Here is a 23,077-nt window from a genome sequence, read left to right on the forward strand (position 1 = left end):
AGTTCGGTGTGTCGCGTCAGACGCTGCAGGCGTGGCTTGTGTGTTAGGCCCAGCCACGGCGCAGCCGGCGTGATCACTGGCGGCATTGGGAACGTGGGTCGCCGATGGAGCCGTGGCAGCTGGACCTGGTCGGCAGGTTCCTGCCGGCTGACGGCAGCCATGCGAGGGCGTTGACCGGCATCCACGGCCGATCATGAGAGCATGCGCGCGTGCAGCCTGACCTCCTCGCCGAACTCGCCCGAGACATCGACCGCACCTGCCGCTTGACCGGCAGCTTCACCCTGCGGTCGGGCCAGAGCGCAACCGAGTACTTCGACAAGTACCTCTTCGAGTCCGACCCGCGGCTCCTTCGCCGAGTCGCCGAAGCCATGCAACCGCTCGTGCCGAATGACACCGACCTCCTCGGCGGCCTGGAGCTTGGCGGCATCCCCCTGGCCACCATGATCAGCAGCCTTACCGGCATACCAGCACTGTTCGTCCGCAAGCAGGCCAAGGAATACGGCACCCGACGCCTCGCCGAAGGAGCCGACGTCGCAGGACGCCGCATCACCATCGTCGAAGACATTGTCACGACCGGGGGCGCCGTCCGTGACGCCACACGCGCCCTGCGGGCAGCCGGCGCCACCGTCGAAACGGTCATCTGCGCCATCGACCGCAGCCCCACGCCAGGCACCGCCCTGAGCGACATCGACCTCACCACGACGCCGCTGCTGACCCGTCAGGACCTCGACAGGACCCGGTGAGCCCATCGCGGATGAGTCACGTTGGAGCCGCCGACCCCGCGCTCCACTGTCCGCCCGCCTCCCGGCCGCATCAGGAGGGCTACGCGTCACTGCCTGATGGCATGCGGCCACTCTTGTCGCGACGACTCAGGCGGGCTCCCCTTCTCCACTGTCGGTCGGTGGCTGGCTGTGGTCGGGTCTCGAAGCGCTGGAGACCTCCCTCGACCCGTGTCTCTCAGGGCGCTGGACGTTCCTTGTCCAACCAGCCGGCGATACACGGCTCGATGCGAGGCCCACGTGATCGCCAGGAACGTGACCGCCACGACGGACGACAATGGATCTCGAGGGCCCAGCCCAACAAGAGCGAGGGTCAGGAAGCTGCCACCCTGCGCGAGGTCGAGAAGATCGCCGCTCAGCTTCGCGGCTGGGAGGTCGGCCCGCTGCCATAAGGGCTGTCGGCATCGAGTGAGCTCGCCTGCCCACCAGGACTGGGTGCGGGTCAGGACTGGGGCGGCTAGCTCTTCGGCTTAGGAAGAGTCGTCCCCTCAGGGCCAGAGGTGGGGAACGGCATCACTCCGGACTAGAGCGGGCCTTGCGCAGTACCCGACGGTTGCTGATCCGGCCGCGCTCGAGCAGCTCGGCTCCCCACACCCCGGTGTCCCCGCGCTCGGTGGCGCCGGTGAGGCACTCGTGACGCACGGCGCAGCGCTGGCACAGCGTCTTCGCACGCTCGATGTCGCGCGGATCGTCGGAGAACCACAAACCCTCGTCCTCTCGGACGCACGGGACCTCGAGTCCACGGTCTGCCGCGACATCGATGGTGGTGAAGAGGCGGGTGAGGCTGGTCACGGGTCTCCAAGTCGGCTCGAGGCCCGGACCATGCTCGGCCGGCCATATCTCTATTGAGGCGCTCCGGTCTCTTTCATGACGCGTCACCTCTGGCCCACCCGTGCGTCTCGTAGGGGTCCCGGTGAGAAGGCGAGGAGAAGGCATGGGCATCGACGCCTGGAGAGACGACCCCGACAGGGTTCAGCTGCCCGATGCCCTGGGCAACTTCGTGGTCGAGATGGGCGTCGCAGAGATGGACCTGCCCCACATCGTGTTGTGCCGGGACTCCAGGGGCGTCAGCGCCTCGTTCTCCGGTCCCTATGCGTCGGCAGTCGAGGCCCTGGTCGCCGCCGACATCGAGCAGCAGATCGAGGCGGAGTCCGACGGCCAGGACGCGTTGACCTTCCATGTCTTCGCCCTCTACCCCGCACTCGACCCGTCTGCCGGCCAGCGAGGGGCGTGCGGGTGAGCTGCAGTCCTGCCCACACGTTCGTCGAGAAGGCTCACGCGTCTGACGGTCGACGGTCGCAACACACAGGGGCGACAATGACTCGATGGCGCGTGATCTGCCCGGTGTCCGCGTCGGTCGCCACCACCGGCCGCACCTCGGGGCGCAGAGGACGGCTCCGGTGACGCCGCTCGACCTGTCCGAGGTCGATGACCTCGAGCTGACCTCCCGTGCGCGTGAGGGCGACGACGGCGCGGTCGTCGAGCTGTGGAAGCGACATTTCCCGGCGGCCCTGTCGACGGCCCGCCGCGTCGCCCGCCAGCCACGTGACGCCGAGGAGCTGGCGGCGGACGCGTTCTCAGGCATGCTGGCCGCGCTCAACGCCGGTGGCGGCCCCACCGGTTCGGTGCGGGCCTACCTGCTCACCTCGGTGCGCAACGGGGTGACGACCCGGGCCCGACGGGCCAACGCGAGTGACATCCTCACCGACGAGAACGCCGTCCTCGAGAATGCCGCCGACGTGCCGTTCGACCCGGTCGCGACATCGGGCGAGCTCAGCCTCATGCGCGAGGCCTTTGCCACGCTGCCGCCCCGCTGGCGCCATGTGCTGTGGCGCACAGCGGTGGACCACGACTCCAACATCCTGGTCGCCGAGGAGCTCGGGCTCACTCCTAACGCGGTGGCCGCTTTGGCCAGGCGCGCCCGCCAGGGACTGCGGGCCGCATACGTCCAGGTCCATGTCTCGCGCGGGGTCGTCGACCCTGGCTGCCTCCCCTTCATCGGAGGGCTCGCGGCCCTGCTGCCCGACGCCAGCGGTAACTCCGAGACGGCGGCGCACGTGCGCGGGTGCGCCCGGTGCACCGAGCGCTTGGCCGAGCTGCGACGCGTCGACCGGAACCTCTCCGGCTTCCTCGCGCCTGCGGTGCTCACGCTGGCTCCAGGCGGTATCGCGGGGGCGGCCCTGGCAGGTGGGTCTGGCGCCGCCGCGGGCTCCGCGCCTGCGGGCACCACGGCATCCTCCTCAACGGCCACCTGGGCGTCCATCGCGACTGCGGTGGTCGTCGGTGCTGGCGCGCTCACCTGGGTCCTCTGGCCCGAGCCGACCGCAGCGCCCGTGCCGGTCGTCACCTCCCTGCCGCCGGTGACGCACCCGGTCACGGCCCCTCCCGCCCAGCCGTCGGCCGCCATCCGACCTCCTGCCACCTCGACCACGAACCGGCCGCGCGTGACCCCGACGACGCCCACACCTAGGGTTGTCGCGCCTCCGGCCCCCGTGCGTACGACCGCGCCGGCTCGCACCAGTTCGACGCCACCGCCACCGACGACGACGCCGCCGACGACCCCAGCACCTTCGGGCCGGCTCTCCGTCGCCCTCGCCATGGGGGGCCCGGCCTCAGCGCCCTTCATCGAGGTGACGGCCTCCGGCCGGCAGATCGTCGGCGGCGTCCAGCTACGCCTCTCGGTGCCCGTCGGGGTGGGCCTGAGCGGCTCGTCCGGTGTCTGGCAGGGGTGCACCCAGAGCGGGACCACGATCACGTGCATCGCGTCGGCGTCGTCCTCACAGAACTGGTCGGGCAGCGTCTCGACCAAGTGGGCCCCCGACGCCAGGGGCACCGTGCAAGCGTCGGTGACCGGCACCGACCAGTCCGGCGGCAGGGCCTCGGCCACCGCAGCCACCACCTGGCCATAAGGACCTGACGGCCAGAGCCACGACCTACAGCAGCCCGCTGCTGGTTCCTTCGAAGCTTGGGGGACGAATGCCTCGTGAAATAGCAGAGGTCTCTGCCGACGATCTCGACGACCTCATGCACGCGGTCGACCGGCTTCATAGGCTCGGCAGCGCGAGTCGGGCTGCGGCCGAGGGTGGCGACGCGATGACCTTGTTCGACGCGCTCTGCGAGGTGTATGCCGCCTCCGAGCGCCTCGTCGGCCCTCACCTGGGCATGTTGCCGGCGTCGCTCGACGCCTGATCGCCGCTCGACGTCACCGTTTGCCTGCGTATGCGTCCTATAGGCGCAGGATGGATTGCGGGGTCCGCAGGGAGGGGGGTGGGCCCCGCAATTGCTGCTGGTCCGGCCCCACGCCGACCATGCGAGGCGGGCCATGAGGCCTGCCGCAGGAATGCGACGAGGGATAGGGCCAGTGGAGTGTGAGGTGGCCCGGGTCACGACACGCCTGGCCACCTCACACTTCAGAGACGTGCCGGTGCGTTGCGGATGACGCCCCGGCCGCTGCGCGTGGCCATTTCCGCGCCCACGGAGCGCGGTCTCAACAGGTGGGCCCCGTGCGTCACCATGCCGCCGTCGATGAGTCCCCCAGTCAAGGGGATTAGTACCTTCACATCACGTTTCGGGGGAAACATCATGAATCGCTCAGTCATACCCGCCGCACCCTTACGCGCCCTACCCATACGCGCACGCAGTCCGAAGCCCAGGGGGCGGGCGCTCGCACGGGCCCTCACGGTCATCGCTGCACTGTCCATCACGCTCGGTGCGGCTGTCGTCGCCGCGCTGCCAGGCCAGGCCTCGGTCATCGTCGGCGCCATCACCTCGATCACCACCAGCGCGACGCAGGTCCAGCAGTACGACCGAGTCGACCTCGACTGCACGTGGGCCGTTCCGGACGGCTCCCAGCCGGGGGACACCTTCACGATGCAGCTGCCATCTCAGCTGCGCTGGTACGGCTCCTCGACCTTCCCGCTGAAGTCACCCGACGGGCAGACGGTCGCCATCGCCCAGGCCGCCAGCAACGGCCTGGTGACCTTCGCCTTGACCAGCTACGTGCTGACCCACTCGGTGAACGTGCACGGCACCTGCATGTTCTCGACCCAGTACTTCCTCGCCACGACCGGAAAGAACGTCATCCTGAACTTCACGGTCGGTGCTCAGGTAATCCCGCTCGAGGTCGGCACTGGTGCTCCGTGCACCCAGGGGTGCCCACCGGCTCACAACTCGGCGCTCAAGACCATGTGGTGGACCGACGGCAGGCAGCAGTCCACCGGGTCGCGTATCGAGGCGCCGCCCACGACGGCCGACGTCAGCACGGTGACGCTGACCGATACGCCCGGTCCGGGGCTGGCCATCGACTGCACCAGCGTGGCCCCCGCGATCGGCAGGACTCTGGACTCCGATGGGCATGTCGTTCAGCCGGGTGATGCGGTGCGGCACCCCGCTAAGGTCGTCTGCACCCCCGCCAGCCTGAAGGTCGCGTGGACGGGGCTTCCGGCCGGGGAGTACACCGAGGTCGCGCTGGTCAACACGGTCACCGACCCGACCTTGGCAAGCTATTCGAACAGCGGCACGGTGACCGTCAACGGCGTCATCTCCCCCGTGGGCAGCCATCTGGCGCGCACCGACGGCGGCGGTACGGGCGTCGGATCGACTCCCACGCCCACGACGACATCGCCGACGACCACCCCGCCGACGACCACCCCGTCCACGACCGCGCCGCCAACCACAACCACGCCGCCGACAGCGACGGCGCCGGTGACTGCGGACCACGCGACCCCGACCACGACGCAGGCGCCCGTGCAGACCGTCTCGGCGACCGCCGGCCCGACGCCCGGCGGTCCAGCAGCGACCGCGCCGACGCTGGCCTTCACGGGCGCGGCGACCGTGCCCTCGTTCCTGGTCGCACTGCTGTTGGTCGGGCTGGGGGGCGCTGCACTGGCGCTCCATGCCCGGGTTGAGCGACCCGGCCCGCGAGGCCCGGCCGCACGGTCCTGAGACGACGGCTGACCCCCCACGCCAGGGTGTGGGGGGTCAGTTGCTCGACGTCCACCTGCTCGCCTCAGCCCGCGTAGACGGCTACTTCACTCGCCTTGACCGAGAGGGCGACCCGCGTGCCGGGCACCAGGTCGAGCTCCGCCACCGCGGCGGGGGTGACATCCGCCGCCACGTATGCCGTGTGCACGCGGACCTGATGCCCGTGCGGTTCGAGCTCGGTGACCTCGGCATCGAACGTGTTGCGTGGGCTCCCTGCAGGCGGTTCTCGGAAGACGCTCACGGCGTTGGGGCTGAAGACGGCCACGGCCGCCTGACCGTCCCTCAGCGAGTCCTCCGGCAGACCCTCGACCCGCAGACCCTCGGGGCTGCGAACGGCCGACCCTTCGGCGATGCCCCGGATGAGGTTCAGTCCTGCACTTCGAGCGGCGAAGGCGCTGGTCGGTCGGCTCAGCACCTGGGTGGTGGGCCCGTGCTCCACGATGCGGCCCTGCTCGGCGATCGCCACCTCGTCGGCCAGCAGGATCGCGTCGAGGATGTCGTGGGTGACCAGCACGGTCGTGCGTCCGGCGAGCACCCGACGGAGCAGCTTTCTGAGGTCGGGCTTCGCCTGCACGTCCAGCGACGAGAGGGGCTCGTCGAGCAGGACGAGCTCGGGCTGCGCAGCCAGGGCCCGCGCGATCGCCACTCGCTGTGCCTGGCCGCCCGACAGCTGACCGGGCTTGTCGTTCGCCCGATCGAGGAGGTCGACCTCGCCCAGCCACTCCAGGGCGGCAGCGCGAGCCTGGCCACGCGGCATACCGGAGCTGCGCGGGCCGAAGGCGACGTTCTCGAGCACGGATAGGTGCGGGAACAGGCGCGGCTCCTGGGCGAGGAGGCCCACGCTGCGCTGGTGCGGTGGCACCCAGGCGTCCCCCTCGTCGGAGTAGAGCATGCGGTCACCCAGTGCCACCTGCCCCGAGTCGGGACGGAGCAGGCCGGCGAGACAGGCGAGGGTCGTGGACTTGCCTGCGCCGTTCGGCCCGAGGATCGCCAGGGTGCGGCCCACCGGCACGTCCAGGCGGAGGTCGAGAGACCGAGATGCCACCCGCAGCTCGGCATGCAGCGTCACAGCGCCGTCCTCGACGGACGCGCCACCGCGATGACGACGGTGGATACGGCGACGAGGAGCAACGAGAGGGCCACGGCCGCCGCGGGGTCGGTCTCGCGCTGCAGGTAGATCTCCAGCGGTAGCGTCCGCGTCACTCCCTGCAGGCTGCCCGCGAACGTGATCGTCGCCCCGAACTCGCCCAGGGCGCGGGCGAAGGCCAGCACCGCCCCGGACGCCAGCCCGGGTGCGACCAACGGCAGGGTCACCCGCAGGAACACGGTGGTCGGACGGGCTCCGAGTGTGGCAGCCACCTCTTCGAACCGCTGACCGCCGGTGCGTAGTGCCCCATCGAGGCTGATGACCAGGAAGGGCAGCGCCACGAACGTCTGGGCCATGACGACAGCCGCCGTCGAGAAGGCGATCTGCAGGCCGAAGACCTGGAGGGTGTGGCCGAGGAGCCCGCGTCGGCCGAACGTGTAGAGCAGGGCGATGCCGCCCACGACCGGCGGCAGGACGAGGGGCAGCAGCACGAGCGACCGGAACAGTGACTGCCCGCGGAAGCTCGTGCGTGCCAGGACCAGCGCCATGGGCACGCCCAACAGCACGCAGACGACAGTGCTGGCGAACGAGGTGCGCAGGCTCAGAGTCAGAGCGGCCAGGGACGAGTCGCTGGTGACCAGAGACAGGAAATGGGACCATTCGACCCGTGTGAGCATCGACACCAGCGGGAGCAGGAGGAACAGCCCACCCACCGCGGCGGGAAGGAAGACCCACGCAGGCAGGCCAACCCGAGGCGCCGACCGGGTGGGCCTCACGGTGCTGGGCGGAAGCCCGCGGCCGCGAGGATGCCCTGACCGGGTCCACCGGTGACGGCGTCGACGAAGGCCTTGGCCAAGGCGGCATCGGTGCTGGTCCTCAAGACGGCGATCGGGTACGCGTTGACGGCGGCGGAGCTCTGCGGGAAGGGCACGCCGACCACGGCCGACCCGGCCCCCTTGACGTCCGTCACATAGACCAGACCGGCGTCCGCCTCGCCCGAACGGACCTTGCCGAGGACGTCGGTCACCGACTGCTCCTCGCTCACCGGAGTGAGCCGTATGGCGGCAGCGTGCTCGACCTTCACCGCTGCGGCGCCGCAGGGGACGGCGGGGGCGCAGACCACCACGTTCACGCCGGGCTTGGTGAGGTCGGCCAGGGAGGTGACGTGCGCGGGGTTGCCCGGCGGCACGGCGATCTCGAGGGTGTTGGAGGCGAAGTCGACGGGGGCGCCCGATGTCAGTGACTCGCGGGTCGCCTTCTGCATGTTGGGCACGTCGGCGGAGGCGAACACGTCTGCCGGGGCGCCTTGCTGGAGCTGGCTCACGAGGTCGGAAGACCCGGCGAAGCTGAAGGTCACGGTGGTGCCTGGATGAGCCTTCTCGAACCGGGCTCCGATCTTGGTGAAGGTCGCCTTGAGCGAGGCGGCGGCGAAGACGGTGAGGTGACCGTGCGACGCACCGGACGACGTCGCGCCCGACGAAGCCGAGACGGAAGACGCAGGACCCGACCCCCCCGACCCGCAGGCCGCAACGCCGAGCAGCAACGTCGTGACGGCCACCGTGGCAAGCGGGCGGCTCATGAGGCTCCTCGGGCGGTCTCGACGATGACGGTGGTCGACTTGACCACGGCGATGGCGACTGAGCCGAGCTCGAGGCCCAGGTCACGGACCGCCTCGCTGCTCATGAGCGACACGACTCGGAACGGGCCGCACTGCATCTCCACCTGCGCCATGACGGTGTCCTGGGTGATGTCGGTGACGAGGCCGACGAACCGGTTCCTGGCGGAGCGACCCACGCCTGAGGGGTCGGTCGGGGTGCGGGCCTGCTCCCGGGCCAGCAGAGCCACCTGGTAGCTGTCCACCACCTTGCGTCCGGCCTCGTCCTGCTCGGACGGCAGAGCACCGCTGTCCACCCAGCGACGGACGGTGTCATCGCTGACACCGAGGAAGGTCGAGGCATCCCGAATCCGTAGCTGAGGCACGCTGCCCATCCTAGGGCCGCAGATGCGGAGAAGAAAGGAAATTCAGCCCGCTTATGCGGGTTCGGGCTCCGGTGGCTCCGCCGCACCGTTCCGCTCGTCCCGTTCGGCCCACTCGAGCAGGGGGTCGATCGCGAAGACCGCCTGGTCGATACCCGCGTGCAGGTCGCCCACCGCGGCATACCGCGCCGGCACGGTGGCGATGGTGAAGTCGCCGGGGGTGACGTCGTCCACCTCGGACCACTCGATGGGCGTCGAGACGGTGCCCTCGGGGTTGCCGCGCACCGAGTAGGCACAGGCAATGGTGTGGTCCCGAGCGTTCTGGTTGTAGTCGACGAACAGGTCGGCGGGGTCGCGGTCCTTACGCCACCAGGTGGTGGTGACGTCGTCCGGCATACGGCGCTCGACCTCCCGGGCGAACGCCAACGCGGCTCGCCGCACGTCCTTGAAACCCCACTCCGGCTCGATCCGCACATAGATGTGCAGCCCCGACCCGCCGCTGGTCTTGGGCCAGCCCACGGCACCCAGCTCGTCGAGCACCTCGTGGGCCACATGTGCGACACGTTGCACCCGGGACCAGGGGCAGTCCGGACCGGGGTCGAGGTCGATGCGCCACTCGTCGGGCTTCTCGACATCGGACCGGCGAGAGTTCCAGGGATGGAACTCGACGGTCGACATCTGCACAGCCCAGATGACCTGGGCCAGCTCGGTGACGCAGAGCTCGTCCGCGGTCCGGTTGTACCGCGGGAACTTCACCCGCACGGTCTCCAGCCAGGGGGGCGCCCCACGCGGAACGCGTTTCTGGTGGACCTTCTCGCCATCGACGCCATCAGGGAAGCGGTGCAGCATGCAGGGTCGTTCGCGTAACGCGTTGACGATGCCGTCGCCGACCGACAGGTAGTAGTTGGCGAGGTCCAGCTTGGTCTCGCCCCGGGCAGAGAAGTACACGCGATCGGGGTTGCTGATCCGGACATCGCGCTCGCCCACCTCGAGCTCCACCGCGGGCGAACTCGCCTTGGATCCGGCCATGTCACCCAACATAGCCCGAGGGCTCTACGCTTTCCTGCGTCGCCGGCCAGCCGGGTCGCGGCCGGTGACGGAGAGTCCGCAGTGAGAGAGGGAGGGGACGCCCCGATGCGCACGACCTCGGGCACCCGCGGGTTCCTCCCCGAGATCCAGGCCCTGCGCGCCGTGGCGGTGACGCTGGTGGTGCTGTTCCACCTCTGGCCGCATCGGTTCACGGGCGGTTATGTCGGCGTCGATGCCTTCTTCGTCATCTCTGGCTACCTCATCACGAGCCACCTGCTGCGTGAGGTCGACGCGACGGGTCGGCTGGACCTCGCGGCGTTCTACGCCAGACGGGCTCGTCGCCTGCTCCCTGCCAGCCTGGCCGTGCTGCTGGTGTGCTTGGTCGCGGCCCTGTTCCTGCTCCCCGTCGAGCTTCGGGCCGTCAACGCCAAGGAGATCCTCGCCTCCGCCTTCTATGTGCAGAACCTCTACCTGGCGACCAAGGCCGTGACGTACTCAGCCTCGAACGACGTCGCCTCGTCGGTCCAGCACTTCTGGTCCCTGTCCGCGGAGGAGCAGTTCTACCTGTTCTGGCCGAGCCTGATCATGGCCTCGCTCTTCGTCGCCAGGCGGTGGCTCCGTCGCCGCACGACGACATCCATCGGCATGTCCCTCCTCGGCCTGACCCTGCTCTCGTTCGCCTTCTCCGTGTGGTTCACGGACACCAACCAGTCGGCTGCCTACTTCATCACGCCGACCCGTGCCTGGGAGTTCGGCCTGGGGGCCTTGGTGGTGCTGGTCCAGCGTCGCTGGAGCGTGAGTGATAGGGGCCGGCTGGTCCTGCGGTGGGCTGGGGTGGCGGGCCTCGCCGTCGCCGGCCTGACTTTCACCGAGGCCACCGTGTTTCCCGGGTATGCCGCCGCGCTGCCCTGCCTGGCGACGGCTGCGGTGATCGTGGCCGGCGACACCGGCGCGCGTGACCCGCTGTCCGCCCTCGTCCGGGCGCGGGCCACGCAGTGGCTGGGCAACGTGTCGTACTCCGTCTATCTCGTGCACTGGCCTCTCATCGTCTTCACCCCCTATGTCCTGGGCAGCGTCCTGTCGTGGCCCGCGAAGGTGGGCATCATCGGTGTGACGCTCGTGCTGGCTCACCTGAGCAAGCGGTACGTCGAGGACGCCACGCGCCACGTTCCAGTGCTCGTCCGCAGCCCGCGGCGGGCGCTGTCCGCCGCACTGGCGGGAATGCTCGTCATCGGCGTGGGTGTGGGTGCGTCGCTGGCGCAGGTCCAGCGGCAGGAGGACCAGCTCGCCCAGGCGATCGCTCAGGGTGGCACCCGGCCCTGCTTCGGAGCTGAAGCGATGGCACGCAGGGTCGACTGTCCGAGGGCCGTGACGGCAGACGAGGACACGCCCGTGGTCAAGGCCGACGCCCCCTGGGGCGGCCTGCCGGGCTGTCGCATCGTGCCCGGCACCCCACTTGCCGTGCGTTGCTACTGGGGCCCGGGAACGCCGGCCAAGACGGTGGCCGTCATCGGGGACTCTCACGCCGAGCAATGGCGTTCGGCGCTGGGCCTCATCGCTCGTCGACGCAACTGGGCGATCATCGAGATGTACCGCGGAGGGTGCGCGGCCAACTACGCCCCGGCAGTGGTGTTCGAGGGACGCGCCCAGACGCCGGACAGCTGCCTGGGCTGGAGCCACAGTCTCTCCGCGCGTCTTCAGGCCTTCCACCCGTCCCTCGTGCTCACCACCGCCTTCGTCCGCGCCACCCAGTTCGCTCCTGGCAGCTCTGGCGCACAGGGGTTCCTGGATATCTGGAGCGAGTGGCAGAGGTTCGCCAAGGTCGTTGTGCTGGCAGACATTCCCGGCACCGGCGGCAAGAACCAACCTCAGTGCCTCGCGATCCACGCCGGGCACCCGTTGGCCTGCTCGACGGACCGGGCCACAGCCCTGCCTGACGACGACCTGCACCGAGCGGCGCGACTGTCGTCTCGGACCGCGCACCCCGTCCGGCTGGTCGACCTGAACCGCTACTTCTGTGACCACCCGGCCTGTTACGCGGTCATCGGTGGAGTGCCCGTCTACTACGACTCCGACCACATGACGCGACGCTTCGCCGTCACCCTCACCCCGTACCTCGAGGCGGCGCTGGCCTGACCCGTGGAGTGGTGCCGCGCTTCTCGCCCAGGCGGCGCCCAACTATGCTCGACAGCATGCTCGAGCAGAAGCGTGTCCTCGCCACCAGCATCCCCGGCCCCAAGTCCGAGGCCCTCCAGAAGCGCAAGCTCGCAGCGGTGTCGGCCGGCGTCGGCACCGGGCTGCCCGTCTATATCGAGCAGGCGTCCGGGGGGATCCTGCGCGACGTCGACGGCAACCAGCTGATCGACTTCGGGTCCGGCATCGCGGTCACGACCGTGGGCAACGGCAACCAGCGCGTCATCGACGCGGTGACCAGCCAGATCAACGACTTCACGCACACCTGCTTCATGGTCACGCCCTACGAGGAGTACCTCCAGGTGGCCGAGGCACTGGCCGAGGTGACGCCCGGTGACCACGAGAAGCGATCGGCGCTCTTCAACTCCGGCTCTGAAGCCGTCGAGAACGCCGTCAAGGTGGCCCGTCACTACACCGGCCGCCAGGCGGTCGTCGCGTTCGACCACGCCTACCACGGCCGCACCAACCTCACGATGGGCCTGACCGCCAAGAACATGCCGTACAAGCACCGCTTCGGCCCGTTCGCGAGCGAGATCTATCGCATGCAGATGGCCTACCCCTACCGCTGGCCGACCGGTGCGGAGCGCTGCGCCGAAGAGGCGTTCGAGGCGTTCGTGTCCGACGTCCACGCCCAGATCGGCGAGGAGAACACGGCCGCCGTCATCCTCGAGCCGATCCAGGGCGAGGGCGGGTTCATCGTGCCCGCGCCCGGCTTCATGAAGCAGGTGGCCGAATGGTGCCGCGAGCACGGCATCCTCTTCGTCGCCGACGAGGTCCAGACCGGCTTCTGCCGCACAGGTGACTGGTTCGCCTCCGAGCACGAGAACGTCGTGCCCGATCTCATCACCACCGCCAAGGGCATTGCGGGGGGTATGCCGCTCGCCGGGCTGACGGGCCGCGCGGACGTCATGGACTCCATCCACGGGGGCGGCCTCGGTGGCACCTACGGTGGCAACCCGGTGGCCTGCGCGAGTGCCATCGCTGCCATCGAGACCATGAAGGTGGACGACCTGGCGGGCCGGGCCCGCGCGGTCGAGGCCCTGTTCCGTCCCCGTCTGGAGGCGCTCGCCGACAAGTTCGGCGTCATCGGTGAGATCCGTGGCCGGGGCGCGATGCTCGCGGTCGAGCTCGTCTCGGACCTGGAGAAGAAGACGCCGGATGCCGACCTCACGGGCCGCATCAACAAGGCCTGCCATGCGCAGGGTCTGGTCACGCTGACCTGCGGAACGTTCGGCAACGTCTTCCGTTTCCTGCCGCCCCTGTCGGCCGGCGACGACCTGCTGACCGAGGGCCTGGACATTCTCGAGGACGCGTTCGCTCGCTCGGTGTGACCCAGGGCTCAGGGCCGCCGCCGAGCGTGTCGGTGAGCGGCCGGCCCCGCTCGTCCTGTTAGAACAGAGACGACCCGGCCAAGTATGAGTTGGCCGGGTCGATGACTTCTCTGACGGTGCTCAGGTCGTGACGGTCAGGGTGTGCGCCCCGGCTGTCGCGGAATGGTGACCTCCACACCACGGTGTGGTGTGGCGCACCGTCCAAGAGGAGGCAACCCGGGCTTGGGCTGACTCCGCGTGGTCAGCGCGGGGGCATCCGGAGTGCCCCGTCGAGGCGGATGACCTCGCCGTTGAGCATGGGGTTGTCGATGATGTGCGAGACCAGGTGCGCGTACTCAGCCGGGTCGCCGAGCCGGGAGGGGTGAGGCACCTGGGCCTCGAGCGCCGCCGTCGCCTCGGGAGGCAGGCCCGCGAGCATCGGGGTCATGAAGGTGCCAGGGGCGATCGTCATCACGCGCACCCCCTTGTCCGCGAGGTCGCGCGCGGCGCTCAGGGTGAGGGCGACCACGCCGCCCTTGCTCGCGGCATACGCAGCCTGTCCGATCTGGCCGTCGTAGGCCGCGATCGAGGCCGTCATGACCACCACGCCTCGATCCCCGTCGACGGGGTCGTTGCCCACCATCGCCGCCGCGGCCAGCCGCAGGACGTTGAAGGTGCCGATCAGGTTGATCGCCACGACGGTGCTGAAGTCCTCGAGGGGCAGCGGGCCGCGCTTGCCCACGACCCGGCCGGGTGTGCCGATGCCGGCGCAGGTGACCACGATGCGCAGCGTGCCGAGCTCGCCGGCCGCATCGACCGCCCCCTGGACCTGGGCCTCGTCGCGTACGTCCGCGGCCACGAACCGCGCCCGCTCACCCAGCTCGCCGGCCAGGGCCGCGCCAGAGGACGAGGGCAGGTCGACGATGACGACGGCCGCACCACCGGCGTGGAGGCGCCGGACGGTGGCCTCGCCCAAGCCGGACGCTCCTCCGGTGACGAGGGCGACGGTGGTGTCGGTGATCTGCACGGTGGGGCCTTTCGGTCAGCGGAGCAGCTGGCGGCTGATGACGAGTCGTTGGATCTGGTTGGTGCCCTCGAAGATCTGGGTCACCTTCGCCTCGCGAAGGTACCGCTCGAGGGGGAAGTCCTGGGTGTAGCCCGCACCGCCGAGCACCTGCACGGCGTCCGTGGTCACGCGCATGGCGTTGTCCGTGCAGACCAGCTTGGCGACGGCGGCCTCCTTGCTGAAGGGGCGCCCCGCGTCGCGCAGCCGCGCCGCGTAGAGGTAGGCCGCGCGGGCCGAGGTCACCGCAGCCTCCATGTCGGCGAGCATGAAAGCCAGGCCCTGGTTGTCGCTGATCGGGCGGCCGAACTGCCGACGCTCACGGGCGTACGCGACAGCCTGGTCCAGAGCCGCCTGGGCGAGACCGGTGGCGGCTGCGGCGATGCCGAGCCGACCGGAGTCGAGGGCCGACAGGGCGATGGACATGCCCTGGCCACGTTGGCCGACGAGCCGGTCGGCAGCGACCTCGACCCCCTCGAAGTGCACCTCGCTCACGGTGTCGCAGTGCAGGCCCATCTTCTTCTCCGGCGCTCCGAACGCCAGCCCCTCGGCGTCGCCGGGCACCACGAAGCAGGACAGGCCCCGCGGCCCGTCGTCCGACGTGCGCACGAACGCCGTGTAGAAGTCGGCGTGGCCGGCGTGCGAGATCCACGCCTTGGTGCCCTTGAGCCGGTATGCCGTGGGCGCGGCGGCGTCGTCGGGCGTCGCACGGGCGGTCATCGAGGCGACGTCCGAGCCGGCGCCGCGCTCGGACAGGCAGTAGGCGCCGAGCTGGTCCCCGGACAGCATGGCCGGGAGCAGGGCCTCCTGCTGGGCCGGTGAACCGAACTGCGCGACGGGATAGCAGGTCAGCGAGTGGACCGAGACGCCCACGGCAACGCTCATCCAGGCCGACGCGATCTCCTCGACGACCTGGAGGTAGACCTCGTAGGGCTGGCCGCCGCCACCGAGCTCCTCCGGGTAGGGCAGCGACAGCAGGCCGGCGCGGCCGAGGGTGCGGAAGGCATCACGAGGCAGCTGAGGCGTGGTGGCAGCGGCGCGCTCGGCATCGTCGACCTTGGGACGGAGCTCCTTGTCGCAGATCTCGCGCGTCAGGTCGATGAGGTCCTGGCCCTCCTCGGTGGGCATGAGCCGGGTCGCTGGCATGACTCCGATCGTAGTAGTAGGACGTCCTACTACTTGAATCCCGCAGGTCACCGGCCCTGGTGGGGGCTGACTAGGTGGGGTCGACCGGAGCCAGCTGTGGGCGCTTGGCCGTCACCGTGTCTCCGGAGGACTGGCCCTTGAGCCGTCGCTGCACCCAGGGCGCCAGATGCGTCCGAGCCCAGGCGGCGTTCGCGGCCGCAGCCTCGCGGCGGGCCAGGGGCGCGGCAGGAGGCAGCGGCGTGCTCCAGTCCGTGCGGTCGGTGTCGTGGCCGAGAGCCGACAGCGCGTTGAGCGCCACGCGCCGGTGGCCCTCGCTCGTCATGTGGATGCGGTCCTCGGACCACAGCCGGAAGTCGCGTAGCGCGCGCATCCCCCACTGGTTGATGATGTAACAGCCATGCTGCTGGGCGATGCTGAACAGGTTGGCCGAGTGGATCGCGTGTCGCCCGCGCAGATGACGGAGCAGGGGTGCTCCGGCCGGGTCGGTGGGCGTCGCCAGGAGGACGTCGGCGCCGGCGTCGCGCAGGCGCACCACGGCCCGCTCCAGACGGGCAGCGATGGCGTCGAGGTCGGCCTTGGGTCGCAGGATGTCGTTGCCGCCGCCGACCATCGAGACGAGGTCGGGACCGAGCGCGAGCGCAGCGTCGAGCTGCGGGCCCACCACGTCGGCGAGCAGACGCCCGCGCACGGCGAGGTTGGCGTATGCGAACTCCCCGCCTGCGGCATGGGCGATCCCGGCCAGGTGCGAGGCGAGGCGGTCGGCCCAGCCGAGGTAGGCGCCGGGCGTCGAAGGATCGGCGTCGGACATCCCCTCGGTGAAGGAGTCGCCGATGGCGACGTAGCGGTGCCAGACCTTGCCGGGCTCGGGCAGGTGGGTGAGGTTGGTGGCGGCGATGGCCTCGCTCACGGGAGTCTCCAGTCGATCGGTGGGGCGCCCTGCTGGGCGAGGAGGTCGTTGGCGCGGCTGAACGGCCGGCTCCCGAAGAAACCGGAGTGCGCCGAGAGGGGGGAGGGGTGCGCGCTCTCCACCGCCGGTATGCCGTGCAGATGGGGCACGAGGCTGCGGGCGTCGCGCCCCCACAGGACTGCGACGAGCGGGCCACCGCGCTCGACCAGGGCCGAGATCGCGCGCGCGGTCACGGTCTCCCAGCCCTTGCCGCGGTGGCTGGCGGGCTTGCCGGGGGCGACGGTCAGGACGCGGTTGAGCAGCACCACGCCTTGGTCGGCCCAGGGCGAGAGGTCGCCGCTCGATGGCCTTGGCAGGCCGAGGTCGGACTGCAGCTCCTGGTAGATGTTGGCGAGGCTGCGGGGGATGGGATGGACGTCAGCGCCTACGGAGAACGAGAGGCCGACGGCGTGGCCGGGCGTGGGATACGGGTCCTGCCCGACGATCAGCACCCGCGCGGCGTCCAGAGGTCGTTCGAACGCGCGAAGCACGTGGTTCCCTGCCGGTAGGTACCCGCGTCCCGCCCGGACCTCCTCGCGCAGGAACTCTCCGAGGCTCGCGACCGCGCCCGACACCGGCTCGAGCGCAGTGGCCCACGAGGGGTGCACGAGCTCGGCGAGCGCTGCGGGCGGCATACCGGAAAACTAACGCGAGGTCAGCGGAAGATGGCGGCCAGGTCCTCGAGCCGCCTCGGCACCAGCCGGAACCATGCCCACGTGCCCCGGCGCTCGCGGGTCACCAGGCCGGCCTCGGTAAGGACCTTGAGGTGGTGGCTGACGGTCGGTTGCGACAGTCCGACCGCGGGAGTGAGGTCGCAGACGCACGCCTCCTGGTCCTTGGAGGCACGGATCAGCGAGAGCAGCTGGAGCCGGGCGGGGTCGGCGACCGCCTTGAGCAGGTATGCGGTGGCCTCGGCCTGTGCGCGACCCATCGCGGAGTCGCTGGTGAGCGTGCCGCAGCAGGCGTCGTCGCCGGTGACGGCGCTCCCGCTGGTCGTCGTCAGCAGCTGCGTGTGCACCATCGCCGCCCTCCTGTTCTGTCGGCCTCGCCATAGTGACAAAAGTCGATATGGCCGGTCGACTTCCTGCATAGACAATAGTCGATGAAAGGAAGGGTGGTCGCGTGTCCAGCTCGCCCTCGACGCGGCCGACCTCGCCGCACCGTCAAGGACGAGAACCCTGTCCTGCAGCGCGAGGCAGCTGCGTGCGGCTGCGGGGATGCCTGCCCGTACTTCCCCGGCAAGCGCTGGGCGTCGAACCCCTCACCTGAACCGCGCGGTGGGCGTTCTAGGGTCGTCTCGTGACTCTGCGCTGGCCCGTCGTCCTGTTCGACTTCGACGGCACGCTCGCGGACACCATCCCCTTGATCGTCGCGTCATACCGCCATGCCATCGAGACGGTGGGCGAGGTCGCCGACGAGCACGAGGTCCGGTCCTGGATCGGCCGGCCGCTCCAGCCGGTGCTCGAGGAGCGCTACCCCGGCCGCGGCACCGAGCTGACCGACATCTACCGCACCTGGAACCTGGCCCACCACGACGAGCTGATCCTCGCCGTCGACGGCATCCCGGCGCTGCTCGACGACCTGCATGCCGCCGGTGCTCGCACCGGGGTCGTCTCCTCGAAGAAGGGAGAGACCGTGCGCCTCGGCCTGCGCGCGGTCGGGCTCGACGACCGCATCGACGTGATCGCCGGGCAGGAGCACACCGACGTGCACAAGCCAGACCCTGCGCCCCTGCTGTTCGCCGCGGCCCAGCTGGGGGTCGCCCCGGGCGACTGCGTGTACGTCGGGGATGCCATCGTCGACGTCGAGGCGGCGCGGGCGGCGGGCATGGCTGCCATCGCCGTCACCTGGGGTGCGGGTCTCGGTGACGCCCTGCGCGCCGCCGACCCCGACGCGTTGGCCAGTGACGTGACCACCCTCCGGGCTGTCCTGCTGGAGGGCCGTCGGCTCTAGACTCGCGCGGGTGCATGGCTACAGCGACCAGAACCTCGAGGCCCTCGGCGACGCGATCCTCGCCTACTCCGCGGACCGCCTGAAGCTCGACCCCGTCCCGCTCGACGGGCCACGGACGCTGGCCGAGCTCGACGCCGCGGCCGGCGCGACCATCACCGCGGAGGGGATCGGCGGGTTGGCCGCGCTCACCCTGTTCGAGGAGGACCTCGCCCCGGCGTGCATCTCCACGGACCACCCGCGCTACCTCTCCTTCATCCCGTGCGCGCCCACCGAGGCGGCGGCGATGTTCGACCTCGTGGTCGGCGCGTCGTCCATCTACGGCGGCTCGTGGCTCGAGGGCGCCGGAGCGGTGTATGCCGAGAACCAGGCCCTGCGCTGGATCGCTGACCTCGTGGGCCTGCCGCCCCAGTCCGGTGGGGTCTTCGTGCCCGGGGGCACGATCGGCAACCTGTCGGCGCTGGTCGCGGCGCGGCATACGGCTCGCATGACGGCGGCCCACGAAGGCCGTACCGGCGCGGGGGCGCGGCCCTTCCGTGTGGCGGCCACCCACGGCGCCCACTCATCGATCCAGTCCGCCTGCGACGTGATGGACGCCGAGCTCGTCGGTGTCGAGGTCGACGGGCAGTCGCGGCTGAGCGGCGAGAACCTGCGCAAGGTGCTCGTCGCTCACGGTCCCGAGACCTTCTTCGCCGTCGTCGCCACCAGCGGGACGACGAACTTCGGCATCATCGACGACCTCGCCTCGGTGGCCGAGGTGTGCCGCGAGTTCGGCATCTGGTTCCACGTCGACGGGGCCTATGGCGGTGCGGGGCTGGCCGCTCCCTCGGTCCGCGAGCGCTATGCGGGCATCGAGCTGTGCGACTCGTTCATCGTGGACCCGCACAAGTGGCTCTTCGCCCCCTTCGACTGCTGCGCCCTGCTGTACCGCGAGCCCGCCTTGGCCCGGGCCGCCCATACCCAGCGTGCCTCGTACCTGGACGTGCTCACCGACGCGCCGGACTGGAACCCCACCGACTACTCGGTCGGCTTGACCCGGCGGGCGCGCGGCCTGCCCTTCTGGTTCTCCCTGGCGACCCACGGGACCCGGGCCTACACCGAGGCGGTCGAGCGCACCCTCCAGGTGACCCGGTTCGCCGCGGCCGAGATCGGACGTCGCGACTACGTCGAGCTCGTGCGGGAGCCGGACCTGTCGGTGGTGGTGTTCCGCCGGCTCGGGTGGACGCCGGCGCAGTACCAGGAGTGGTCGGACCGGCTGCTCGCGGACCAGTTCGCCTTCGTGGTGCCGACGTCCCACGAGGGAGAGACGCTGACGCGCTTCGCGATCGTCAACCCGCGGACCTCCGAGGACGACATCGTGGCCATCCTCGACACCATGGCGTGAGGCTCCTGGGGCCACTGTGACGGTTGGGTCCAGGTGGGTCCGGAGCACTCGAAATGGGGTGCCGGGAGGGCGTCAACCGAATGACAAAGGTGTGATTCGCTCCGTATAGTGGGGAGCGCAGCACCGCGTCCCACCAGCAGGAACGAGAGTCACGAGTGAACGTCGCCCACGAGCAGGAGCACGTCGACGCCGCCCCGGGGTCCCTCACCGAGCGCGACCGCAAGATCATCGCGTTCGAGCGCCAGTGGTGGAAGTACGCCGGCGCCAAGGAGCAGGCGGTCCGCGAGCTGTTCGACATGAGCGCCACCCGCTACTACCAGGTGCTCAACAACCTCATCGACTCCCCGGCCGCCCTTGAGGCCGACCCCATGCTGATCAAGCGCCTGCGCCGGCTGCGGGCCTCGCGCCAGCGCGCTCGCAGCGCTCGCCGACTGGGCATCCAGCTCTGAGGCTCCTCCGGTCAACAACGCCCGCGCCGAACCGACTGCGCGGGCGTTGTTGCGTCCGGAGCAGCCCGTTCGCCGCCTGTTTCGCCTCGTCCGTGCTTGACTGCGGACGTGGCTGACGCACGGATCAGGACGGCAGGGCCCGAGGACGCCCTGATCGTCGCTGCCCTGACCCTGCAGTGCGCCCGCGACCGCGGCGGCAGCGCCGAGCCGGGGTTCCTCGACCGGTTCGCCGGGGCGTGGGCCGCCCAACGGCACAGCCACCCGGTCTGGATCGCCGAGGCCGGTGACCAGCATGCCGGGTTCCTCCAGGCCGTTGTGGTGGACGCCCTGCCCTGGCCGGGACGGTCGAGGTGCGGGGGTGAGCTGGTCGTCCAGACGTTGTTCCTGCGGCCCGAACACCGCGGCCAGGGCGTCGGCGAGCAGCTCCTGCGTGCTGCTGTGGAGCAGGCTCGCCTGGACCAGCGGGGGGCGGTCTCCATCGCGTCGCGAGCGATGACCCAGCCCATGCTCGAGCGTGTCGGCTTCGTCCGGGTCGAGAACTGGTACCGGGTGACGCTGTGACGCTGCGCGTGGGATCGATCGTGCTGACCGTGTCAGACGTCCCGGTCGCCATGGCGTTCTGGTCCGCGGCCCTGGATCTCGTGCCCCGAGAGCAGCCTGAGCCAGGCTGGGTGGTGCTGGCTCCGCGGAGCGGCCACGGTCCCAACCTGTCCTTGGCACGCGGCGACTCTCGTCCCACCTACTTCCCGCACCTGCACCTCGACCTCTACACCGAGGACCAGGCCGGCGAGGTCGACAGGCTCGTCGAGCTCGGCGCGCGGCGCGTCGAGGACTGGCCGTACCCCGAGGGCGAGCACGACTTCGTCGTCATCGAGGACCCCGACGGCAACCGGTTCTGCGTCATCGACTCCACCGGCGACTGACCGTGCGACCCGGACGGACCAACTCCTTGACCGACGTCGCGGGACTGCGCGTCGGCCACTGCACCAGGCGTGAGCCGGGCTGGCTCACGGGCGCGACCGTGGTGCTCACCCCGCCGGGCGGCACGGTCGGCGGGGTCGACGTTCGCGGCGGCGCACCCGGCACGAGGGAGACGGACCTGCTCGACCCTCGCAACGTGGTGGACCGGGTGGACGCCGTGGTGCTGGCCGGCGGGAGCGCCTTCGGGCTGGCAGCCGCCGACGGAGCCATGCAGACCCTGTATGCCGCGGGCCGCGGCTGGCCGGTCGATGAAGACGGCGGCGTGGTGCCGATCGTGCCCGCGGCTGTCCTCTTCGACCTGGGGCGCGGCGGGGACTTCGGTCACGTTCCCGTGGCGGCTGACGGCGCCGCGGCAGTGCGGGCGGCGCACAGCGGACCCGTCGAGCAGGGGTGCGTCGGCGCGGGGACAGGCGCGCGGGCGGGTGGGCTCAAGGGCGGCGTCGGCTCCGCGAGTGCGGTGCTGGACGACGGGACCACCGTGGCGGCACTGGTCGTCGTGAACGCATTCGGGGAAACCTGCGACCAGCGGACCGGGGAGCTGCTCGCCCGACGTCACGGCCTGGCCGGAGAGTTCGACCATGTGGGGCTGCCCGATGCCCACGAAGCCGAGGCGGCGCGCGAGCGTGCGCTCGCGGCATACGCGGAGCAGCCGTTCCGCCCCGGGATGGCCACCGTCATCGGGGTGATCGCCACCGACGCGGCTCTGAGCAAGGCGCAGTGCCAGAAGGTCAGCGGTCTGGGGCACGACGGGCTGGCGCGCGCGGTCGACCCGGTGCACACCCTGCTGGACGGCGACACCCTCTTCACGCTCGCGGTGGGTGACCGGGCGCCCGTCGACCTTGCTGCCCTGCATGCCCTCATGGTTGCGGCCGGTGGGTGCGTGACCCGCGCCGTCGGGCACGCCATGCTGGCCGCCGAGTCGGTGAGCAACGGTGCCGTCGACCTCCGGTCCTATCGCGATGCCTTCCCGTCGGCCTTCGGTGCCCCGCCCGGGGGCGCTCCCGGACCGTTTGCACTCTCAGGGTGAGAGTGCCAATAATGGCGTTAGCACTCTCACCCTGAGAGTGACAATCCTGGCCAGCCAAGGCGAGGTCCGGGGAGCACGGCGACGTGAGCCGTGCGCAACCGGTCCGTCCGTCGCGGGCGCCCGCTGGCCATCGTTACGTTTCGCGTGGGAGGAACCACCCGAATGGCCAAGATCATCGCTTTCGATGAAGAGGCTCGCCGCGGTCTCGAGCGGGGCATGAACACCCTCGCCGACGCTGTGCGCGTGACCCTCGGTCCGAAGGGCCGCAACGTCGTCCTCGAGAAGAAGTGGGGCGCACCCACGATCACCAACGATGGTGTGTCCATCGCCAAGGAGATCGAGCTCGACGACCCGTACGAGAAGATCGGCGCCGAGCTCGTCAAGGAGGTCGCCAAGAAGACCGACGACGTCGCGGGCGACGGCACGACGACCGCCACGGTGCTGGCCCAGGCCCTCGTCAAGGAGGGTCTGCGCAACGTCGCCGCTGGCGCCAACCCGATGGCCCTCAAGCGTGGCATCGAGAAGGCCACCGAGGCCGTCTGTGCCCAGCTGCTCGAGATGGCCAAGGACGTCGAGACCAAGGAGCAGATCGCTTCGACCGCCTCGATCTCCGCGGCTGACCCCCAGATCGGCGAGATGATCGCCGAGGCCATGGACAAGGTCGGCAAGGAAGGCGTCATCACCGTCGAGGAGAGCAACACCTTCGGCCTCGAGCTCGAGCTCACCGAGGGCATGCGCTTCGACAAGGGCTACATCAGCCACTACTTCGTCAC

25 protein-coding genes are annotated in these 23,077 nt (G+C 70.4%); 14 read left to right on the forward strand and 11 right to left on the reverse strand.

Features of this window, described 5'->3' with window-relative positions:
* Positions 1–209: 209 nt before the first annotated feature.
* Positions 210–743, forward strand: a complete 534-nt coding sequence (pyrE, locus tag VGN50_RS00735) for an orotate phosphoribosyltransferase (protein WP_327442711.1) — start codon at positions 210–212, stop codon at positions 741–743.
* A 549-nt stretch (positions 744–1,292) separates the two neighbouring features.
* Here the strand turns inward: pyrE and VGN50_RS00740 are convergent.
* Positions 1,293–1,571 carry a WhiB family transcriptional regulator gene (locus tag VGN50_RS00740; protein ID WP_327442712.1) on the reverse strand — a complete coding sequence of 93 codons (279 nt, stop codon included), beginning with the start codon at positions 1,569–1,571 and terminating at the stop codon, positions 1,293–1,295.
* A 142-nt stretch (positions 1,572–1,713) separates the two neighbouring features.
* Between VGN50_RS00740 and VGN50_RS00745 the strand changes: the two genes are divergently transcribed.
* The 4 genes from VGN50_RS00745 to VGN50_RS00760 all read left to right on the forward strand — a co-directional run bounded on the left by VGN50_RS00745 (position 1,714) and on the right by VGN50_RS00760 (position 5,723).
* Positions 1,714–2,019 carry a hypothetical protein gene (locus VGN50_RS00745; RefSeq protein WP_327442713.1) on the forward strand — a complete coding sequence of 102 codons (306 nt, stop codon included), beginning with the start codon at positions 1,714–1,716 and terminating at the stop codon, positions 2,017–2,019.
* Positions 2,020–2,104: 85 nt separating this feature from the next.
* On the forward strand, positions 2,105–3,688 hold the full coding sequence (locus VGN50_RS00750) for a sigma-70 family RNA polymerase sigma factor (RefSeq protein WP_327442714.1): 1,584 nt from the start codon (positions 2,105–2,107) through the stop codon (positions 3,686–3,688).
* Positions 3,689–3,755: 67 nt separating this feature from the next.
* Entirely contained in the window at positions 3,756–3,968 is a 213-nt protein-coding gene (locus VGN50_RS00755) for a hypothetical protein (protein WP_327442715.1), read from the forward strand.
* A 393-nt stretch (positions 3,969–4,361) separates the two neighbouring features.
* On the forward strand, positions 4,362–5,723 hold the full coding sequence (locus VGN50_RS00760) for an Ig-like domain-containing protein (RefSeq protein WP_327442716.1): 1,362 nt from the start codon (positions 4,362–4,364) through the stop codon (positions 5,721–5,723).
* Between the two features lie 64 nt (positions 5,724–5,787).
* Here VGN50_RS00760 and VGN50_RS00765 read toward each other — a convergent pair whose 3' ends face one another.
* Genes VGN50_RS00765 through ligD form a run of 5 tightly spaced genes read right to left on the reverse strand, consistent with a single transcriptional unit; the run spans position 5,788 to position 9,855 of the window.
* Positions 5,788–6,831, reverse strand: a complete 1,044-nt coding sequence (locus VGN50_RS00765; protein ID WP_327442717.1) for a sulfate/molybdate ABC transporter ATP-binding protein — start codon at positions 6,829–6,831, stop codon at positions 5,788–5,790.
* Entirely contained in the window at positions 6,828–7,625 is a 798-nt protein-coding gene (locus tag VGN50_RS00770) for an ABC transporter permease (RefSeq protein WP_327442718.1), read from the reverse strand. Before VGN50_RS00770 ends, VGN50_RS00765 begins: the two co-directional genes overlap by 4 nt.
* Positions 7,622–8,428, reverse strand: coding sequence for a molybdate ABC transporter substrate-binding protein (gene modA / locus VGN50_RS00775; protein WP_327442719.1), 807 nt, complete (start codon positions 8,426–8,428; stop codon positions 7,622–7,624). Before modA ends, VGN50_RS00770 begins: the two co-directional genes overlap by 4 nt.
* Positions 8,425–8,829, reverse strand: a complete 405-nt coding sequence (locus VGN50_RS00780) for a TOBE domain-containing protein (RefSeq protein ID WP_327442720.1) — start codon at positions 8,827–8,829, stop codon at positions 8,425–8,427. Before VGN50_RS00780 ends, modA begins: the two co-directional genes overlap by 4 nt.
* A 51-nt stretch (positions 8,830–8,880) precedes the next feature.
* Complete coding sequence (ligD, locus tag VGN50_RS00785) at positions 8,881–9,855, reverse strand: non-homologous end-joining DNA ligase (protein ID WP_327442721.1); 975 nt, start codon at positions 9,853–9,855, stop codon at positions 8,881–8,883.
* Between the two features lie 105 nt (positions 9,856–9,960).
* Here ligD and VGN50_RS00790 point away from each other — a divergent pair, with 105 nt between their 5' ends.
* Both VGN50_RS00790 and gabT read left to right on the forward strand, forming a co-directional pair.
* Positions 9,961–11,991, forward strand: coding sequence for an acyltransferase family protein (locus VGN50_RS00790; protein WP_327442722.1), 2,031 nt, complete (start codon positions 9,961–9,963; stop codon positions 11,989–11,991).
* A gap of 56 nt (positions 11,992–12,047) precedes the next feature.
* A complete protein-coding gene (gabT, locus tag VGN50_RS00795) occupies positions 12,048–13,379 on the forward strand; it encodes a 4-aminobutyrate--2-oxoglutarate transaminase (protein ID WP_327442723.1) in 1,332 nt (443 codons plus the stop codon).
* A 241-nt stretch (positions 13,380–13,620) separates the two neighbouring features.
* On the opposite strand, the gene VGN50_RS00800 is transcribed toward gabT, so the two are convergent.
* The 5 genes from VGN50_RS00800 to VGN50_RS00820 all read right to left on the reverse strand — a co-directional run bounded on the left by VGN50_RS00800 (position 13,621) and on the right by VGN50_RS00820 (position 17,534).
* Positions 13,621–14,385 (reverse strand): SDR family NAD(P)-dependent oxidoreductase, encoded by a 765-nt coding sequence (locus VGN50_RS00800; RefSeq protein ID WP_327442724.1) that lies wholly within the window; start codon positions 14,383–14,385, stop codon positions 13,621–13,623.
* Between the two features lie 15 nt (positions 14,386–14,400).
* Positions 14,401–15,567 (reverse strand): acyl-CoA dehydrogenase family protein, encoded by a 1,167-nt coding sequence (locus VGN50_RS00805; RefSeq protein WP_327442725.1) that lies wholly within the window; start codon positions 15,565–15,567, stop codon positions 14,401–14,403.
* 70 nt (positions 15,568–15,637) lie between these two features.
* Complete coding sequence (locus tag VGN50_RS00810; RefSeq protein ID WP_327442726.1) at positions 15,638–16,474, reverse strand: SGNH/GDSL hydrolase family protein; 837 nt, start codon at positions 16,472–16,474, stop codon at positions 15,638–15,640.
* Positions 16,471–17,148 carry a uracil-DNA glycosylase gene (locus VGN50_RS00815; RefSeq protein WP_327442727.1) on the reverse strand — a complete coding sequence of 226 codons (678 nt, stop codon included), beginning with the start codon at positions 17,146–17,148 and terminating at the stop codon, positions 16,471–16,473. Before VGN50_RS00815 ends, VGN50_RS00810 begins: the two co-directional genes overlap by 4 nt.
* A 20-nt stretch (positions 17,149–17,168) precedes the next feature.
* Positions 17,169–17,534, reverse strand: a complete 366-nt coding sequence (locus VGN50_RS00820) for a metalloregulator ArsR/SmtB family transcription factor (protein ID WP_327442728.1) — start codon at positions 17,532–17,534, stop codon at positions 17,169–17,171.
* A 278-nt stretch (positions 17,535–17,812) separates the two neighbouring features.
* Between VGN50_RS00820 and VGN50_RS00825 the strand changes: the two genes are divergently transcribed.
* The 7 genes from VGN50_RS00825 to VGN50_RS00855 form a co-directional block, all read left to right on the forward strand.
* Positions 17,813–18,466, forward strand: a complete 654-nt coding sequence (locus VGN50_RS00825) for an HAD-IA family hydrolase (RefSeq protein ID WP_327442729.1) — start codon at positions 17,813–17,815, stop codon at positions 18,464–18,466.
* Positions 18,467–18,476: 10 nt separating this feature from the next.
* Positions 18,477–19,847, forward strand: coding sequence for a pyridoxal phosphate-dependent decarboxylase family protein (locus VGN50_RS00830; protein ID WP_327442730.1), 1,371 nt, complete (start codon positions 18,477–18,479; stop codon positions 19,845–19,847).
* Between the two features lie 155 nt (positions 19,848–20,002).
* A complete protein-coding gene (locus VGN50_RS00835; protein ID WP_327442731.1) occupies positions 20,003–20,296 on the forward strand; it encodes a DUF3263 domain-containing protein in 294 nt (97 codons plus the stop codon).
* A gap of 108 nt (positions 20,297–20,404) precedes the next feature.
* Positions 20,405–20,857: a GNAT family N-acetyltransferase gene (locus VGN50_RS00840; RefSeq protein ID WP_327442732.1), complete on the forward strand. Its 453-nt coding sequence runs from the start codon at positions 20,405–20,407 to the stop codon at positions 20,855–20,857.
* Between the two features lie 20 nt (positions 20,858–20,877).
* Complete coding sequence (locus VGN50_RS00845) at positions 20,878–21,219, forward strand: VOC family protein (protein WP_327442733.1); 342 nt, start codon at positions 20,878–20,880, stop codon at positions 21,217–21,219.
* 26 nt (positions 21,220–21,245) lie between these two features.
* Positions 21,246–22,304, forward strand: coding sequence for a P1 family peptidase (locus tag VGN50_RS00850; protein ID WP_327442734.1), 1,059 nt, complete (start codon positions 21,246–21,248; stop codon positions 22,302–22,304).
* Between the two features lie 162 nt (positions 22,305–22,466).
* A partial coding sequence (locus VGN50_RS00855; RefSeq protein ID WP_327442735.1) for a TCP-1/cpn60 chaperonin family protein occupies positions 22,467–23,077 on the forward strand: 611 nt, incomplete at its 3' end.

It is taken from the genome of Pedococcus sp. (genome assembly GCF_036000045.1).
Lineage (GTDB): Bacteria > Actinomycetota > Actinomycetes > Actinomycetales > Dermatophilaceae > Pedococcus.

Coding starts and splice junctions, on each gene's coding strand:
- VGN50_RS00745 (WP_327442713.1), top strand. CDS start 1,714: ATGGGCATCGACGCCTGGAGAGACGACCCCGACAGGGTTCAGCTGCCC.
- VGN50_RS00750 (WP_327442714.1), top strand. CDS start 2,105: ATGGCGCGTGATCTGCCCGGTGTCCGCGTCGGTCGCCACCACCGGCCG.
- VGN50_RS00755 (WP_327442715.1), top strand. CDS start 3,756: ATGCCTCGTGAAATAGCAGAGGTCTCTGCCGACGATCTCGACGACCTC.
- VGN50_RS00760 (WP_327442716.1), top strand. CDS start 4,362: ATGAATCGCTCAGTCATACCCGCCGCACCCTTACGCGCCCTACCCATA.
- modA (WP_327442719.1), bottom strand. CDS start 8,428: ATGAGCCGCCCGCTTGCCACGGTGGCCGTCACGACGTTGCTGCTCGGC.
- ligD (WP_327442721.1), bottom strand. CDS start 9,855: ATGGCCGGATCCAAGGCGAGTTCGCCCGCGGTGGAGCTCGAGGTGGGC.
- VGN50_RS00790 (WP_327442722.1), top strand. CDS start 9,961: ATGCGCACGACCTCGGGCACCCGCGGGTTCCTCCCCGAGATCCAGGCC.
- gabT (WP_327442723.1), top strand. CDS start 12,048: ATGCTCGAGCAGAAGCGTGTCCTCGCCACCAGCATCCCCGGCCCCAAG.
- VGN50_RS00805 (WP_327442725.1), bottom strand. CDS start 15,567: ATGCCAGCGACCCGGCTCATGCCCACCGAGGAGGGCCAGGACCTCATC.
- VGN50_RS00815 (WP_327442727.1), bottom strand. CDS start 17,148: ATGCCGCCCGCAGCGCTCGCCGAGCTCGTGCACCCCTCGTGGGCCACT.
- VGN50_RS00820 (WP_327442728.1), bottom strand. CDS start 17,534: ATGGTGCACACGCAGCTGCTGACGACGACCAGCGGGAGCGCCGTCACC.